This is a genomic window from Cytobacillus sp. FSL M8-0252 (assembly GCF_038007345.1).
GTDB classification, from domain to species: domain Bacteria; phylum Bacillota; class Bacilli; order Bacillales; family Cytobacillaceae; genus Cytobacillus; species Cytobacillus kochii.
Genome location: NZ_JBBOWZ010000001.1, coordinates 54,696 through 70,770, shown reverse-complemented (window position 1 = coordinate 70,770; position 16,075 = coordinate 54,696). Strand labels below are relative to the sequence as shown.

General features: G+C 37.5%; 14 protein-coding genes and 2 tRNA genes. 2 read left to right on the top strand and 14 right to left on the bottom strand.

The annotated features are described in order from the left end of the window. Positions 1–223: 223 nt before the first annotated feature. Both MKX83_RS00355 and MKX83_RS00350 read left to right on the top strand, forming a co-directional pair. Positions 224–300 (top strand) — tRNA-Met (locus tag MKX83_RS00355). 11 nt (positions 301–311) lie between these two features. Beyond that, a tRNA-Glu gene (locus MKX83_RS00350) sits at positions 312–383 on the top strand. Between the two features lie 724 nt (positions 384–1,107). Here the strand turns inward: MKX83_RS00350 and MKX83_RS00345 are convergent. The 14 genes from MKX83_RS00345 to glmU form a co-directional block, all read right to left on the bottom strand. Then, positions 1,108–1,554, bottom strand: coding sequence for a S1 domain-containing RNA-binding protein (locus MKX83_RS00345; RefSeq protein WP_095371273.1), 447 nt, complete (start codon positions 1,552–1,554; stop codon positions 1,108–1,110). Positions 1,555–1,649: 95 nt separating this feature from the next. After that, positions 1,650–2,060: an FtsB family cell division protein gene (locus MKX83_RS00340; RefSeq protein WP_095371274.1), complete on the bottom strand. Its 411-nt coding sequence runs from the start codon at positions 2,058–2,060 to the stop codon at positions 1,650–1,652. A gap of 22 nt (positions 2,061–2,082) precedes the next feature. Further along, complete coding sequence (gene yabQ / locus MKX83_RS00335) at positions 2,083–2,712, bottom strand: spore cortex biosynthesis protein YabQ (RefSeq protein ID WP_289432547.1); 630 nt, start codon at positions 2,710–2,712, stop codon at positions 2,083–2,085. Beyond that, a complete protein-coding gene (yabP, locus tag MKX83_RS00330; RefSeq protein WP_095371276.1) occupies positions 2,709–3,008 on the bottom strand; it encodes a sporulation protein YabP in 300 nt (99 codons plus the stop codon). Before yabP ends, yabQ begins: the two co-directional genes overlap by 4 nt. 82 nt (positions 3,009–3,090) lie before the next feature. After that, positions 3,091–3,354 carry an RNA-binding S4 domain-containing protein gene (locus tag MKX83_RS00325; protein WP_224939131.1) on the bottom strand — a complete coding sequence of 88 codons (264 nt, stop codon included), beginning with the start codon at positions 3,352–3,354 and terminating at the stop codon, positions 3,091–3,093. 32 nt (positions 3,355–3,386) lie between these two features. Beyond that, entirely contained in the window at positions 3,387–4,829 is a 1,443-nt protein-coding gene (mazG, locus tag MKX83_RS00320; RefSeq protein WP_341053524.1) for a nucleoside triphosphate pyrophosphohydrolase, read from the bottom strand. Between the two features lie 44 nt (positions 4,830–4,873). Continuing rightward, complete coding sequence (locus MKX83_RS00315) at positions 4,874–6,436, bottom strand: putative polysaccharide biosynthesis protein (protein WP_289432546.1); 1,563 nt, start codon at positions 6,434–6,436, stop codon at positions 4,874–4,876. A 620-nt stretch (positions 6,437–7,056) separates the two neighbouring features. Continuing rightward, the gene (spoVT, locus tag MKX83_RS00310) at positions 7,057–7,593 is read right to left on the bottom strand and encodes a stage V sporulation protein T (protein ID WP_095371279.1); all 537 of its coding nucleotides are present in this window, start codon (positions 7,591–7,593) and stop codon (positions 7,057–7,059) included. Positions 7,594–8,013: 420 nt separating this feature from the next. Further along, the gene (mfd, locus tag MKX83_RS00305; RefSeq protein WP_341053517.1) at positions 8,014–11,550 is read right to left on the bottom strand and encodes a transcription-repair coupling factor; all 3,537 of its coding nucleotides are present in this window, start codon (positions 11,548–11,550) and stop codon (positions 8,014–8,016) included. A gap of 334 nt (positions 11,551–11,884) precedes the next feature. Next, complete coding sequence (locus tag MKX83_RS00300; protein WP_095371280.1) at positions 11,885–12,115, bottom strand: anti-sigma-F factor Fin family protein; 231 nt, start codon at positions 12,113–12,115, stop codon at positions 11,885–11,887. A gap of 76 nt (positions 12,116–12,191) precedes the next feature. Next, positions 12,192–12,755 (bottom strand): aminoacyl-tRNA hydrolase, encoded by a 564-nt coding sequence (pth, locus tag MKX83_RS00295; RefSeq protein WP_281203202.1) that lies wholly within the window; start codon positions 12,753–12,755, stop codon positions 12,192–12,194. A 74-nt stretch (positions 12,756–12,829) separates the two neighbouring features. Further along, complete coding sequence (locus MKX83_RS00290) at positions 12,830–13,438, bottom strand: 50S ribosomal protein L25/general stress protein Ctc (RefSeq protein ID WP_224939126.1); 609 nt, start codon at positions 13,436–13,438, stop codon at positions 12,830–12,832. Positions 13,439–13,587: 149 nt separating this feature from the next. Beyond that, positions 13,588–14,541: a ribose-phosphate diphosphokinase gene (locus MKX83_RS00285; RefSeq protein ID WP_341053513.1), complete on the bottom strand. Its 954-nt coding sequence runs from the start codon at positions 14,539–14,541 to the stop codon at positions 13,588–13,590. 19 nt (positions 14,542–14,560) lie between these two features. Beyond that, a complete protein-coding gene (gene glmU / locus MKX83_RS00280; protein ID WP_341053511.1) occupies positions 14,561–15,934 on the bottom strand; it encodes a bifunctional UDP-N-acetylglucosamine diphosphorylase/glucosamine-1-phosphate N-acetyltransferase GlmU in 1,374 nt (457 codons plus the stop codon). Positions 15,935–16,075 lie beyond the last annotated feature (141 nt).

Here is a 16,075-nt window from a genome sequence, read left to right as displayed (position 1 = left end):
CTTTATAAAGTGCAAAAAGAGTACAAAAGCAGCAACAATTAAAGGATTGGAATTGGACCATACGTTCTCCTGTTGTCTAAAAAACTAGACATCACATGCTTCCAAAAAATGACGAAACCTCATCAACTATTCCGACAAAAATTTTCCGGGGAAATAATATTGACAGACTTGTAGAATCTTTGTATTATATATCTTGTGCTTTTAAAAGAAAGCCACTTCAAATGGCGGTGTAGCTCAGCTGGCTAGAGCGTACGGTTCATACCCGTGAGGTCGGGGGTTCGATCCCCTCCGCCGCTACCATTTTTTATAGTGGCCCGTTGGTCAAGCGGTTAAGACACCGCCCTTTCACGGCGGTAACACGGGTTCGAATCCCGTACGGGTCATCACTTATATTAGCTAAAAAACAAACCTGGGCAGCTTCAACTGTTCAGGTTTGTTTTTTACTCATTTTTAATTATAATAACAGCAGACCCAGCATGTATTTCCTTTTTGTTTGATTTCTGGTTTGTTTTCGCCTAATTTAACCAAGATTTTCACTCTGACCTGATTTCTGATTCGTTTCTCGTCTAATCCTATCAAATTTTTCTCTCTGGTCTTATTTTTGACCCGTTTCTTGCCTAATCCTATCAAATTTTTCTCTCTGGCCTAATTTCTGATTCGCTTCTTGCCTAATCCAATCAAATTTTTCTCTCTGGCCTAATTTCTGATTCGCTTCTTGCCTAATCCAATCAAACTTTTCTCTCTGGCCTAATTTCTGATCCGTTTCTCACCTAATCCAATCAAACTTTTCTCTCTGGCCTAATTTCTGATCCGTTTCTCGTCTAATCCTATCAAACTTTTCTCTCTGGCCTAATTTCTGATCCGTTCCTCGCCTAATCCTTCAATCAATCTTCCGCACCCTATCCGCACATATGCACAATTCTTTTCCAGGCTTATACCCAAAGTCTCTTATACCTACCTAACACCACACCTAACCGTTATAAGTTACAATCATCGCCATTCATCACAAAAGATGCGGAAGAATAATAAAAAAGCAATCCCAATAAGGATTGCTTTTGCAGGAATCGTCGTGATTCCCTTGCTCGTATATATTAATTCAGCAGCAAGTTAACCTCGTTTAGCTCCTCTGCCACCACGTTTTGATTCTGTATTTCTCTTAAGAGAAGATAAACGGTCTTCACTGTCTTTCAAAAAGCGAGCCATTTTAGATTCGAATGTCTCCTTTGAAGGACGGTGATTATCGTTTGTTCTACCTTGACGTGGGCGCCCAGAATAGCCTCTAGACTCTCTTCTTTCAGGCCTTTCCGTTCTCTCAGGACGATCAACAGCTTTCTTAATTGATAAACCAATTTTACCGTCTTTCTCCACATTAATAACTTTCACTTCAACAGTATCGCCTACTTTGAGGTGATCATTAATGTCCTTCACATAATTGTCTGCAACTTCACTAATATGCACAAGGCCTGTTGATCCTTCCGGCAGCTCTACAAACGCTCCGAAATTAGTGATGCCTGTAACCTTTCCTTGTAACTTGCTGCCTACTTCGATTGACATAAAAAGATATTTCCTCCTTAAAGATATAAAGTAAACCCAAATGTATTCATACTTATACTATATTATACCGAAAGATAAAAATAGGTGTCAACTTCTCATTGAGCTGACTCATTTTCTTTTTTTTCCTTTTCATCGGTTTCATCCGGCATTTTGAAGATGATTTCACCTTGTTCAGAAAGATAATAATCCCTTCTAGCAAGTTTCTCTAAATACTCTTCATCATGTAACCTAACAATCTCTTCATTCAAGGCCTTTTCTGACTGTTCTAGTTCTTTCAATTGATGAGCAAGTTTTACCTTTTCTTCTTTCTTTTCACCTAGGGCAGCAGATTGGGATACGATAGTCGTAATCATAAATACTGAAACCACAGCAACAAATACAAAAAAGACAGTCAGTCTACGATAGAGAAGCTTCTTTCTCCGTTGAGAACTGATTTTATTGGCTTCCTGTTGTTCGATATAGCTTGAATGGATCTTGGCTACATTTTTATTCTTGTTGGTACTCATACAACTATCTCTCCCTTCTAAGTTATTCTTTCTTCTTCCACTTTTTCGCCAGTTTTTTAACATATTCTTTCCCTTTTTGGAAATATCCTTTTAATTTATCATAGAACTTATCGACTGATTTTTTAAAAGGGTCTGGTAATATACGAATAAGAAGTCGAAATATCCATCTTACTGGTGATAATAGTACTTTTAAGATGAACATTAGCACATTACTTGTCCATTTTATCAGTAGTAGAAGAAGTTTGCCCACTAATACCAATAGCCCTATTAAGGTAGTGAAAAAAAACTGAACAGGTCGAATAATTAATAGGCGAATGACCTTCACAATAAAATAATAAATAGAAATAATCGTAGAAATAACTATCTCTAATAGCTTTAGGTAAATATTCTTCATTAACGCTTGATAGGCTGCAAAACCGCAAAGTAAAGCTAAAAAGATGTAGAATCTTAACTCTCCTTCATTGACAAGGAACAAAATATAAAAAATAGCTAGTCCTTGTAATAGCCAAAAAAGGATGTCATTTATAAAGACAACCCAACTCTTTCTTAGTGGCCGTTTGAGAAAGCGCTGATACGTATCTAAGCTCGCTCCAAAAAGGGAACCCATCCCTATCATAGAGAGCATCGTCAAAAATTGGACCGATAACGTCATCGGAATAACTTGCTAAAGAGCCCTTTAGCTTTTTCTCCATGTTGATCATCTAAATAAACAAGGTCGAAAATTTTCCCTTTTATGGAGACAATTCCTTTGTCCACATCTAAATTCTTCATTTGTAGATTTTGCCCTTTGATAGCTAAAAAACCCATGACAGTTTCTAATAAAAACTCTTCATTATCAAAGCTTTCTACCTGCTTCACTCCCGTAATATCTAGCAGCCTTCTGCCACGCATGATCACATCATGATCAGGAGCAGTTTGTTTACTCGAGTTCTCATGGTATTGGCTCATCTTTATCCCTCACAATCCATAGTACAATCCTTTAATACATATGTATGAAGATTGCTCAGGGATTAGAACAAGCGCTATTTATTTATTCTTGATTCATTCTTTCTTCACTTACTATCGTGTACATTTCCGCTGCATCATCTTTTCTTGTTGTTTCCTGTATTTTATCTATTCGCACCTTTGTCACTTTCTGCCCAAATCGAATCGATAATTCATCACCAACTTTTACATTGGTACTTGCCTTCGCTTCTAATCCATTAATAGCAATACGCCCTTGGTCAGAGACTTCCTTTGCCAATGTACGTCTTTTTATTAATCGAGATACCTTTAGAAATTTATCTAAGCGCATACTTTCACTCCCCTTTACCCTAAAAAGTTCATTTAGTAACCTTTTTTCTTCGCTTCTTCCCAAAAACGATCCATTTCCTCCAGGCTCGCCTCTTCTAGATTCTTATCTAGTTTTTTCTCTATATATGAAAACCGATTCGTAAATTTCGTATTGGTTCGATGTAATGCTTCTTCTGGGTTGATTTGATAATACCGAGCAATATTGATAAATGCAAATAATATATCACCAAATTCTATTATGCGATTGTCATTATTATTCTCGGCTTCCAATTGAAATTCTTTAATTTCTTCAAACACCTTATCCCACATTGGTTGGATGTTTTCCCAATCGAAACCGACCTTTGCAGCACGTTTTTGTAACTCTTCTGCACGCAACATGGCTGGATATGATTTTGGAACACCATCCAATAGTGACGATGTTTTTTCGCCTTTTTCTTGTTTTTTCATTTCATCCCAGTTACGTAACGCTTCATTTACATCTTCTGCTGCTCTCTCTCCAAACACATGCGGATGTCTAAAAACCATTTTTTTAGAAAGACCTTCTATTACATCATGAATAGAGAAGTACCCTTCATCTTCTCCTATCTGGGCATGAAGCATAACTTGTAACAACACATCCCCTAGCTCTTCAATTATATGAACAATATCATCTTCTTCAATCGCTTCGATTAATTCATACGCTTCCTCGATTAAATACTTCTTCAAAGATTGATGTGTTTGTTTCTTATCCCACGGACATCCATTTGGACCTCTTAAGGTAGCAATGATTTCTTTCAGTTTAGGGAACGTTGGGTAAAGAATCTCTTCATTCATAACGGGAGGGACATATACAGATGTTAAATTAGTTAAAGCTAAATCATGATCTAGTTCATAAAGCGGAACTTCCTTAATCACTTCTTCACTACTTCCGGCTGCTGTTACAATCTTTACTAAATAATCATCCGGTAAATAGTCCATTAACGTCAACTTTACTTCAGATGCAATAAATGCATCATACACTTGTCCGATAATCATATGTTGTGTAAGAACAAGTTCACTTCCCTTTAAGTCCGTACCATCTAATAGTGTAAAACCTTCAACTGGATCAACCCTTAACGCTTGGAACATGCTATCTAGAAAACTTTGGCCACCCTTAAAGTCTAAATTAACTCCATACTCATCAGCCCTTTCAATGAGTAATTGTACCGTTTTTTCTGCTACAAGCGGGTGACCCGGCACAGCATAAACAATGTTTTCTACTTTTCCTTTTTCTAACAAAAGGGTGCTTATTTCTTCGTACACCTCTGCAAATTGATCATGTGATTCATAGATTGTGTCAAAGGATTCAAATAGCACTCCTTCGGCGGTTAAGGCTGATACCACAGGGTGTTCTTTTGTTCTTAAATAGACTTTATTAACACTGGTTAATAGCTTATATACTCCTAGTGGCAGTTGATTAAGATCTCCTGCCCCAAGGCCAATAACTGTTACCTTCATTATAAATAATTCTCCTTTATTTTACTTTTTGTGTCGGTTTGTTTTTATCTTCTTTTCATAAAATGGAGAAGCTTTTCTCCAAAAGGTAACTGACGTAGCTCTGCTTCTGTAAATATGTTGCTGCGAATCGTAAGAAATAAATAAAGAATCGCACCAAGAGCGGCGCCGGTTAACGATTGAAAGGTAGCAAGTACTCGTCCACTCATGAATGAAAGTGCAGTAACAGAGAGATACAAATTTAAAAAAATCGTCATCAGAATAGCAGAACTAAGAATTGTCAATAACACACGTACTGAAACAAGTGTGACACTTTGGTTCCATTTTAACCGAAACAGCAAAGCAATTACCATCAACGCTAACGCAATGTATGTGGCGTACACAGCCCCATATATTCCATAATGCGGTACAAATGAGGTATTCAGAAAGTACTTAATGCCCACTCCGATTAAAATCGTCCACGCTGGAAAAAAGCTATTTCCTAGGCCTTGGTGTACGGCTGCCAAAGTAATCACAAGAGAGCTTAGTAAAATAACAATAGACATTAGACCTAGAACGGCTGAACCTTTATCATTTTCGAATAGCATGACATTTGTTTGTCTCACTATCGCCCAAAGCCCCACTGAAGCGCCAACGCCAAATAGAAGGCTCACTCTTATGACCAATTGGATTTTTTCATTGAGTAGATGAGGTTGCTTTATTTTTACGTATGTAAGAATTGGTACGAGTGATAAACTCATCGAAGTGGCAACAATAGAACCTAATTGAATAAGTGGCTGGCCTCTGTCATATACACCCTTTAATGTCTTTGCTTCAATCTCAGAAAAACCCGATGTCGTCAATAATGCATAAAGATTGAGGGCATCTGCTAACTGGATAAAAATGAGTAATAAACTACTCACACAAATAGCAAAGCTTTGGACAATAATCTCTTTAGACAGTTGTAAATACGAGCTAACACCCCTGTGCTTCTGCCTTATTCTTGGTGCACTTTTCATTTCTTTTATAAAATAGAATAGCAAGATTGCAAAAGCTGCCAAAGAGGCTAAAATGACACCATAGTAGACTCCACCGCTAACAGAATAAATGGAAGCACCCATTTTAGTTAGTATATAAGCATAAAGCAAGATAAACAGCACTCGTATAAGTTGTTCACTCACTTGGGAAACAGCTGTTGGCATCATATTTCCTTTTCCTTGAAAAAAACCTCTTAACACTGATACAAGTGGTAATATTAAAAAACTAATAGCAACAATGCGCAAGGAATCAGCCAATTGAGGATCGTTCATATAGTAAGCTAAGGCATCGGCACTAAAATACATCGTTAAACAACATAAAACAGCAATCATTGATAACAATAATCCGGCAACTTTTAATAATCGCCGTCCACCTTCCTCACCATTCCTCGTTCTTTGCTCAATATATAGTTTTGAAATCACAACAGGAAAACCTGTTGTGGCTAATACAAGAAAGATCCCATAAAAAGGGTACACTTGTTGATAAATATAAAACCCGATATCTCCTACTATGTTTTGGAAAGGAATGCGATAAACCGCGCTCAACAATTTGACAATGATTCCTGCCGCAGTCAAAATAACCGCACCTTTCATTATACTCGTAGAAGTTTGATTGGTATCCAGAAGATATCTCCCCCTATAAGCACGACGATACCGCTTAACTATGAACTTCGAAATGTATTATAGCATATTCATTTATTGATATTTGTCTCTCGCTCCTTGCCTGAGGGAGGCATTTGTAGTTTTTCGGTAAAAGGATGCTTAGCTATGATTTCTCCTTATGTTTAAGTAAATCCTACTTGAAACTATCAATTTTTGAAGCGATTATTTGATATTAGCTCTGGCCTAATTATGATTTCTTCACGCTTGGGTTTCTTTGATTTACATCTCCCATCTTTTCCAGACAAATTCCCTTGAGTGCTTCTTACCGAAAATTTCATTGAGATGCTGGTTTTTAGACTCGTTACCATCTTAATCTGTCTTTTCAGAACGCGGCACTTTTTTACCCGATTAAGCATTTCCTGTCGACTTCAGTTAAGGGGCTGATTCGTTTCTAATGGCATCTTACGCCAGATCATTTTCATCTAACTTTAGCAGCATTCAGCTCCCGAAAGTCAATGTCTACACAAAAATAAAGCGAACAATCATCATTAAGAATATGATTGTTCGCACTAGATGACGCTAGAAAAGTTCCAGCTCATATTACCTATATACTATGATTCCATTTGTCTCGCTAAAAATCCAGCTGCGGTTTCGACGGATTTTTGTTCAACTGCACCAATGGTGTCATCTTTCGCAATGATTACGACTGCGCCAATTGGATCGCCATTGGCTACTATGGGTCCTATTGTGTAAGATGCGACGGATTCTGTATGATTATCTACAATTGAAATTTCGCTTGATTGGGTCACAAGAACAGAGCTACGATCCTCCATTGTCTTCTCTACTAGATCACTAATACTCTTATTTAAGTAATCCTTCTTAGAGCCTCCTGCAACAGCGATATATGTATCTCTATCGCAAATTAAGACCGGATTTCCTAAGCTATCATATAATGCTTCTGCATATTCTTTTGCGAAGTCACTAAGCTCAGAGATAGGTGAGTATTTCTTTAAAATTACCTCTCCATCGCGGTCTACAAAAATCTCAAGTGGATCTCCTTCACGGATTCTTAAAGTTCTCCGGATTTCTTTAGGAATGACGACACGACCCAAATCATCAATACGACGAACAATACCTGTTGCTTTCATTCAACGTTGCCTCACTTTCATCTGATGATTAAATTACTGAAAAGAAAAAGCCGCTTAACTCTAACCGATCCATGGCCATTAGGACGATACAACGAGAATTCTTCCCATTTATTCCTTCGCTAATGATAAATATTTCCCTTTACAGATGATTTTCGGTTAAATCTAACTTAAACTACAGCTTTTACTTTTCAAAATAGCTATGATTCATAAGGAAGATATCATGAATGCATCGCCATGTTTGAACTTAGTATCTTTCATAAGGAAAGTTATATACACGTCCAACTATTTTTTCTTTTAGGTGTGATTCATTCCAGAAAGGGATAAACATTCCATTTATGTGCTCTATCCTTGAAATACCCTTGTCCTTTCTCAATCAAACATTGCAATTCTTACAATGAAATTACCAATATTTTTCAACAGTTACTTGGCTGTTTTTTCAGGAACCTTCTTTGTATCTTGTAATCCCTTCATAAAGGTAAACGCATTTTCTAACCATTCTTTCGTGGCAATTCCTTTTATATGGAGAACTGCTTTCAGTTTTTTTCCATCCATACCAAGCCCAATCATGCGACCAAATTGATTGCTGAGCTTGAATACTTTTTGCCCATCAGCTTCCACACTACCTTGCTCAGATAATAGGACAAGCACTTCATCTTTTGATTGCTTCACTAGTTCGACTCCAGCCACTTCTCCATATACTTTCATTTCAGCAATTTTAAATAAATACGCGACTTCTTCCGGATAATCACCAAAGCGGTCAACCATCTCATCTTTCAATTCATCAATATCCTCTAGGCTCGTAATCCCACGGAAGCGTTTATACATTTCAATTTTCTGATGTCCATCAGAAATAAATGCATCTGGAATATAAGCATCAATTTCTAAATCAATTTCCATTGGCTCTTTTCTCGGCTCACCGCCCATGGATTCTTTCCTCTCTTCAATTGCTTCTTTTAGCATTTGTGAATATAGATCAAACCCAACAGAATCAATAAAGCCATGTTGCTCCGCTCCAAGTAAATTACCTGCACCTCGAATCGTTAAATCACGCATGGCAATTTTAAATCCAGAGCCAAGCTCCGTAAATTCTTTAATCGCCTGCAAACGTTTCTCTGCCACTTCTGTAAGGACTTTATCTTTACGATAGGTAAAGTACGCATAAGCCACACGGTTAGACCTACCTACCCTTCCTCGCAATTGATACAACTGAGATAAGCCCATGCGATCAGCATCATGAACAATTAATGTATTTACATTTGGTATATCTACACCAGTCTCAATTATCGTTGTACTTACTAAGACATCATATTCACCGTCATAGAAACCAAGCATGACGCTCTCTAATTCATTCTCCGTCATCTGACCATGTGCATAAGCGACCCTTGCATCAGGAACAATCATAGAGATTTCCTCTGCTTTACGCTCAATATCCTCCACGCGATTATACAGGAAATAGACCTGACCACCACGTGCTAATTCTCGCTCGATTGCTTCCCTCACCAATACACCGTTATATTCCATCACATATGTTTGTACTGGAAAACGATTTTCAGGTGGTGTCTCAATAACGGATAAATCCCGAACGCCCAGCATGGACATATGCAATGTACGCGGAATTGGTGTCGCTGTTAATGTTAAAACATCGACATTGGTTTTTAATTTCTTGATTTTCTCTTTATGAGTAACACCAAACCTTTGTTCTTCGTCTATAATCAACAAACCGAGATCTCGATAAGTCAAATCTTTAGAAAGGATACGGTGTGTACCAACGACAACATCAACCGTCCCCGCTTTTAATCCTTTAATTGTTTCAGTTTGTTGTTTCTTCGTACGGAATCGACTCAACATACCGATTTTTACAGGATAGTCTTGGAACCGCTCAAGCATCGTTTCATAATGCTGTTGTGCAAGGATCGTTGTTGGCACAAGAAATGCAACTTGTTTACCATCTGCCACTGCTTTGAATATCGCTCGTATAGCCACTTCTGTTTTTCCATAACCCACGTCTCCACAAAGCAAACGGTCCATTGGTCTTTCTCTTTCCATATCTTTTTTAATCTCATTAATGGAACGAATTTGATCTTCTGTTTCTTGATATGGGAAAGCAGATTCAAACTCTCGCTGCATATCACTATCAGGGTTAAAAGCGTATCCTTTCGATGCTTCTCTTTCGGCATATAATTTAATAAGGTCATCGGCGATATCTTCAACAGAGGATTGGACTTTTTTCTTTACCTTCTTCCAATCGTTACCGCCAAGTTTATAAATCTTCGGTTCTTTTGATTCAGACCCTACATATTTTTGTACAAGGTCAATTTGTTCAACAGGAACATAAAGTTGATCACTACCTTGATAACGAATATTCAAATAATCTTTATGGACACCATTAATCTCTAAAGTTTCAATCCCTAAATACTTCCCAATACCATGGTTGACATGAACAACGTAATCACCAATCTTTAATTCCGAATAGCTCTTAATTCTTTCTGCATTGGAAAGTTTTTGTCTCCTCTGTTTCTTTCTTGTTTTATGATTAAATAGCTCTTCTTCTGTAATCACGGCAATCCGTTGATTATTTAGCTCAAAACCTGTTTGAATGGCCCCTTCTAAAATCTGAATTCTTCCTTGTGCAAGGAGAGAGTCCTGCTTGATGATAGCGGATTCAATATCATAATCCTCTAACACATTTTGCAATTTGTGAACCCGCTCTTCATCTACAGCAAGAAAAACAATAGCATAATTTCCTTTTTTCCAGCGATCAACCTCTGTTTTAAGCACATGCATTTGACCATGAAAATTTTGCATCGGCTTACAGGAGATATTAATAATATTTTGCGGATTTGTATTCGGTACATGTCGTAAAAATAAGGACATATAAACAATCGGATTTTTCTTACTATACATTAATTCTTTTAAAGAATGGGAAGTCACAACGTCGTGAATAATTTGTCCTTCTTCAAGTAGGTTCGTGTACCATTCTGCTTCTTCTTTATCAAGGGAATCATTCATTTCTTGTACGCGACTGACTTCGTCTACAAAAATCAATCCATTCGCAGGAAGATAGTCTATTAAACTACTGCCTCCCTCATAAGCAAGGGATAAATATTTATATAATTGCTCTGGTTTAGTACCAGTCTTTAATTGTTCTAATTCATAACTGATATTTTGTGTAAGGCTTTGTTTGGCTTGGTCATTTTTTAATTTTTTTAAGCTTTTACCCAATCCTGACTCTAAAGTATGAATAAGCCGCTCAAAATGTTCACCTTCCATTGGTGTTTCCGTAGCTGGCCCAATTAACACACGCTCAACCTTTGACTTTGAGCGCTGATCTTCTAAAGAAAAGAACCGGATAGAATCAACCTCTGTATCGAATAATTCAATTCTAATAGGGTCTGACTCTGTTAACGGATAAATATCAATAATACCACCACGAACACTAAATTCACCAGGAGAGGACACCATCTCCACTCGACTGTAGCCCATTTGAATAAACTGATTTAATTGTTGTTCGGTTAGCTCATCGCCAACTTTTAACGTCAACTGAAGTTTACTCCACAACTCTTTAGGTGGAAGGACCTTCTTTAACCCTGCCATAGGTACAATCATGACACCATCATTTGCTGACATCATATGGTTGAGTGTTTCAATTCTTTGCCCTTTTAATTCTGGGCTAGATATACTTAATTCGGCTGCAATTAACTCATTTGCAGGATACAAGAATACTTGCTCTTCTCCGAGAAGTTGTGTTAAATCATCATATAATTTTTGCGCTTGCAATAAATTGTGGGTTGTCACAAGTAAGGGACGTTTAGACTGTTCATATACTGCCGCCAGAAAAAGCGTTCTAGCTGAACCCGTTAAACCTGCCACCATTTGTTCATTTAACCCTTCATCTATGCCTGATAATACAGACAAGACCTCATCCTGTTGTGAAAATACTTTTTTAAGCCCTAACATGCAGTAATCCTCCTATTACAAAAAGCAACATCTCTCCCTCAACCTGAGAAAGCTACTACTCCCCTATTTGCTCTTCTTTTTAAATACATTTTTAAAGCACTTTAAGCTCCCTAAACCTCGTATAGGTTAGGAAGCCAAATTTTTTTCTTACTTACATGTTTATACTCACAAAGCATATAAATCATGCGTGTTTTTTCAAACAATGGTTGTTAACTTTATATATTATTCGATTTTTATAAGTAAAGTCCCTCTATTATCGTACTAAACTTTTTTCCTATCTATCGAAAAGAAGTATAAAGAAACAGAAAAATGCTTTGGAAAGTACTCCAAAGCTTTAATGAATAAGAAAGTCTTGCTGATAGTAGTCGGGATTACGCTCTAGTGATTCATGGCAATCCTCACAAATCGCCTTCACGTAAACGTTTCCCGAATTATCATACTGGATCATTTCATGTCTTTCTTCTTCATTTAATTTATGAAAGCCTAATTGCTCTGCTTGAACCGTTTGTTTATCAACAGTCCCTAAAGATACCCCGCAATGGCGGCATGAGTAATGAATAGCCAACAATAACACTTCCCTTTATCCATCAATTGTCATTATTATTGACGGTTTGTTGGAAGGATATGCACAAATCATTATATCATGATTGATTATATACATTCATGACTTGAAGGAAAGGTATATTTAACCATTCTTGACACGCATCAGTACATTTATTAATGACGGCTTTCATTTCGTTCATTTCTTCTTCAGTAAACTTACCAAGTACATAATCAGGGACTTTCATTCCTTGAGGCGGTCGATCTATCCCCACTCGGATGCGGTTGAATTCTTGCGTACCGATATGAGCAATCGTTGATTTAATCCCGTTATGTCCACCAGCACTTCCTTTTTGTCGCAAGCGAATCTTTCCAACCGGTAAATCTAAATCATCATAAATAACTACAATATCCTCTATCTCAATTTGAAAATAATCCATCAGTGGTCTAATGGATTCACCTGATAAATTCATATATGTAAGTGGTTTTAATAAAAAAACTTTTTCTCCTTTTACAAATCCAGCACCATACAATCCTTTAAACTTTGATTGATCAAGTGGAATGTCCCACTTTTTAGATAATTCATCGATCACATCAAATCCAATATTATGTCTTGTACGATCATAGGGCTTACCTGGATTACCTAACCCTACAAATAGTTTCACTAAGCACTTTCCCCCTTACCTCAAATAAGGACTGACCCGTTGGTGCTCTGGTCAGTCCCCACCTTAGTTTGGTATTATTCTTTTTCGTTTATAACTTCCGGCTCTTCCACAACTTCCTCTTCTTGAGGTTCTTCTTCCACACGAGGAGGGAGGATAGAAAGAATCGTCTCTTCGGCATCATGTTCAATTTCATACGAGGAGGCACCTTTTAAATCTTCAATAGTGACCACATCGTTTATCTCTAATTTAGAAATATCCACATCAATTGATTGCGGGATATTGCCAGGTGTACCGGTAACGGTAATCTCATGTAGCGCTTGTTGCAAGACGCCACCTTCTTTTACACCTGGTGAGTCACCGACCGTATTGACAGTAACTTCTGCTGTAATTTGTGTAGATTTGTCTACAGATAATAAATCAGCATGTACCACTGTATTCTTTAATGGATCGGCTTGGTATTCTGTTAAGACGACATCGACTTTCTTACCATCAATATCGACTGAGAAGACACCATTTCTACCAACTTCTCTAATCGTCTTAATAAAATCAGCCTCATTAAAGAATATTGGCTTACTCTCCATCTTCGTGCCATAAACAATTGCTGGAACATTACCATCTGCACGGATTTTAGTTAAAAATGAGTGACGAAACTCTTTTCTTTCCTTCGCTTCTAAAACAGTCATTCTAACGTCCCCTTTCATAATTTAAGGCTTATTATTTAAAGATTCCCTAATTAACTGAAAGATAAACATCGCTCGACGTTTGTAAGCAAAATGTCCATTTTTAAACTAAACGTAATGATCCGATAGATGGCATGATGTGTCAGAATTGATTAATCGAACAACACGCTTACAGATTGCTCTTCGTGGACACGAATAATTGCTTCTCCGATAAGAGATGCCACAGATAGCTCGACGATTTTCCCTGTTTTCTTCTCTTCATCAAGAACAATAGAGTTCGTCACTACTAGCTCCTTAATTTGTGAGTTTTCAATACGGTCAATAGCCGGTCCCGATAGAACAGGGTGCGTACAGCAAGCATACACTTCTGCAGCTCCATTTTCCACAAGTGCATTTGCAGCTAAAGTGATTGTGCCAGCCGTATCGATAATATCATCAATAAGAATAGCTATTTTCCCCTCAATATTACCAACAATATTCATCACTTCTGCCACATTTGGTCTTGGACGGCGCTTATCAATGATGGCAATTGGCGCTTTTAATTGATCTGCCATCTTACGTGCTCTTGTTACACCACCATGGTCTGGAGAAACGACAACAATATCTCCTTCTACCTTGTTCTTAAAGTATTCAGATAGGATTGGTACACCCATTAAGTGATCGATTGGAATATCAAAGAATCCTTGAATTTGTGGAGCGTGTAAGTCGAGCGTAATCACACGTGTTGCGCCCGCTGTTTCTAATAAATTTGCAGCAAGTTTCGCAGTAATCGCCTCACGTGCACGCGCTTTACGGTCTTGGCGAGCATATCCATAATAAGGCATAACAATATTGATTGTTTTAGCAGATGCTCGTTTTAGGGCATCAATCATAATTAATAATTCCATTAAATGCTCATTTACTGGATTACTAGTTGATTGGATTACATACACATCACAGCCACGAATACTTTCTTCGATATTAATTTGGATTTCACCATCGCTAAAGCGCGTAACCGAACATTTACCTAATTCTACACCGATAAATTTAGCAATTTCACTGGCAAGTCCTTTATTTGAATTTAAAGTGAATACTTTTAAATTGGGATCTAAATACTGGTTTGACATGATGCGCCTCCATAAATTTTTATTTCTTTTGATTTAATTGATCTACATAATTCTCTTTGTTTACTTGACGAGCACGTGCAATAGATAAGGCATTGCCTGGTACATCATCAGTAATCGTAGATCCAGCTGCAATATAAGCACCTTCACCAATTGTAACTGGTGCAACCAAGTTTGAGTTACAACCGACAAATACACCGTCTTCTATCTTTGTTAAATATTTATTCTTTCCATCGTAGTTAACTGTTATGGAACCACAGCCTAAATTAACGTCTTTTCCGACCTCAGCATCACCAATATAACTTAAATGTGAAGCTTTACTACCCTTGCCAAACTTCGCTTTCTTTATTTCTACAAAGTTGCCAATTTTAACTTCATCATCAATTTGCGATTGCGGTCGAATATGGGCAAATGGACCAATCTTTACTGCCGCACCAATTTCACTATCATGTGCCACTGATTGCCTTATGACCGTTTCACTGCCAACTTGACAGTTTTCAATCTGAGTAGAAGGGCCAATCTCACAATCCTCACCAATAATGGTATGCCCCATCAACATAGTACCAGGGTAAATAATTGTATCTGAACCAATTTCGACATCCACACCGATATAAGTATTTAATGGGTCAACAATTGTTACACCATTTCTCATATGATGTTCGTTGATACGTTTCTTTAAATACATCTCTGCTTGTGATAACGCCACCCGATCATTTACTCCTAAGGTTTCCTCGAAGTCAGGTGTTTGATACGCAGTAACGATTTCACCTTGGGCTTTTAAGATTTCAATGACATCAGGTAAATAATATTCACCTTGGGCATTATCATTAGATACTTGTGATAGCGCTTGGAATAAAGCTTTGTTATCAAAACAATAAGTTCCAGTGTTGATTTCTTCTATCAATTTCTCTTCTTCTGACGCATCCTTATGCTCGACAATTTTCTCTACATGACCATCAGTATTCCTCACTACACGACCATAACCTGTCGGTTGACCAGTATGCGCTGTTAAAATAGTTGCTTTCGCAGATTGTTCTTCATGATGTTTAAATAACGCTTCCATTGTTTCTGCTTTGATTAATGGTGTATCTCCACATATAACTAGCGTGACACCTTCTTTATCCTGCAACAAATCTTTCGCTTGAATAACGGCATGGGCCGTACCAAGCTGTTCTTCCTGCAAACGGTACTCACTCGCTTCTCCCAGCTGTGATTGAACTAGATCTGCTCCATGACCAATGACAGTTACAATATCTTTTATATCAAGTGTAGATACTTGATCAAAGACGTGCTGAACCATCGGTTTTCCACAAACAGGGTGTAGCACTTTATATAGCTTAGATTTCATCCGTGTACCCTGACCAGCAGCTAAAATGACCGCATATCGATTAGACATTTAAAGTCCTCCAATTAACCTTTTTATCCATTAAAAAATATATCCTAAATAGCATATGATTTCAAGGAATGAAAGGAAAGTACATATTTTTGTCAATTAGAATGACTTTTTCACACGTCTACACACACCCATCCATTTGAA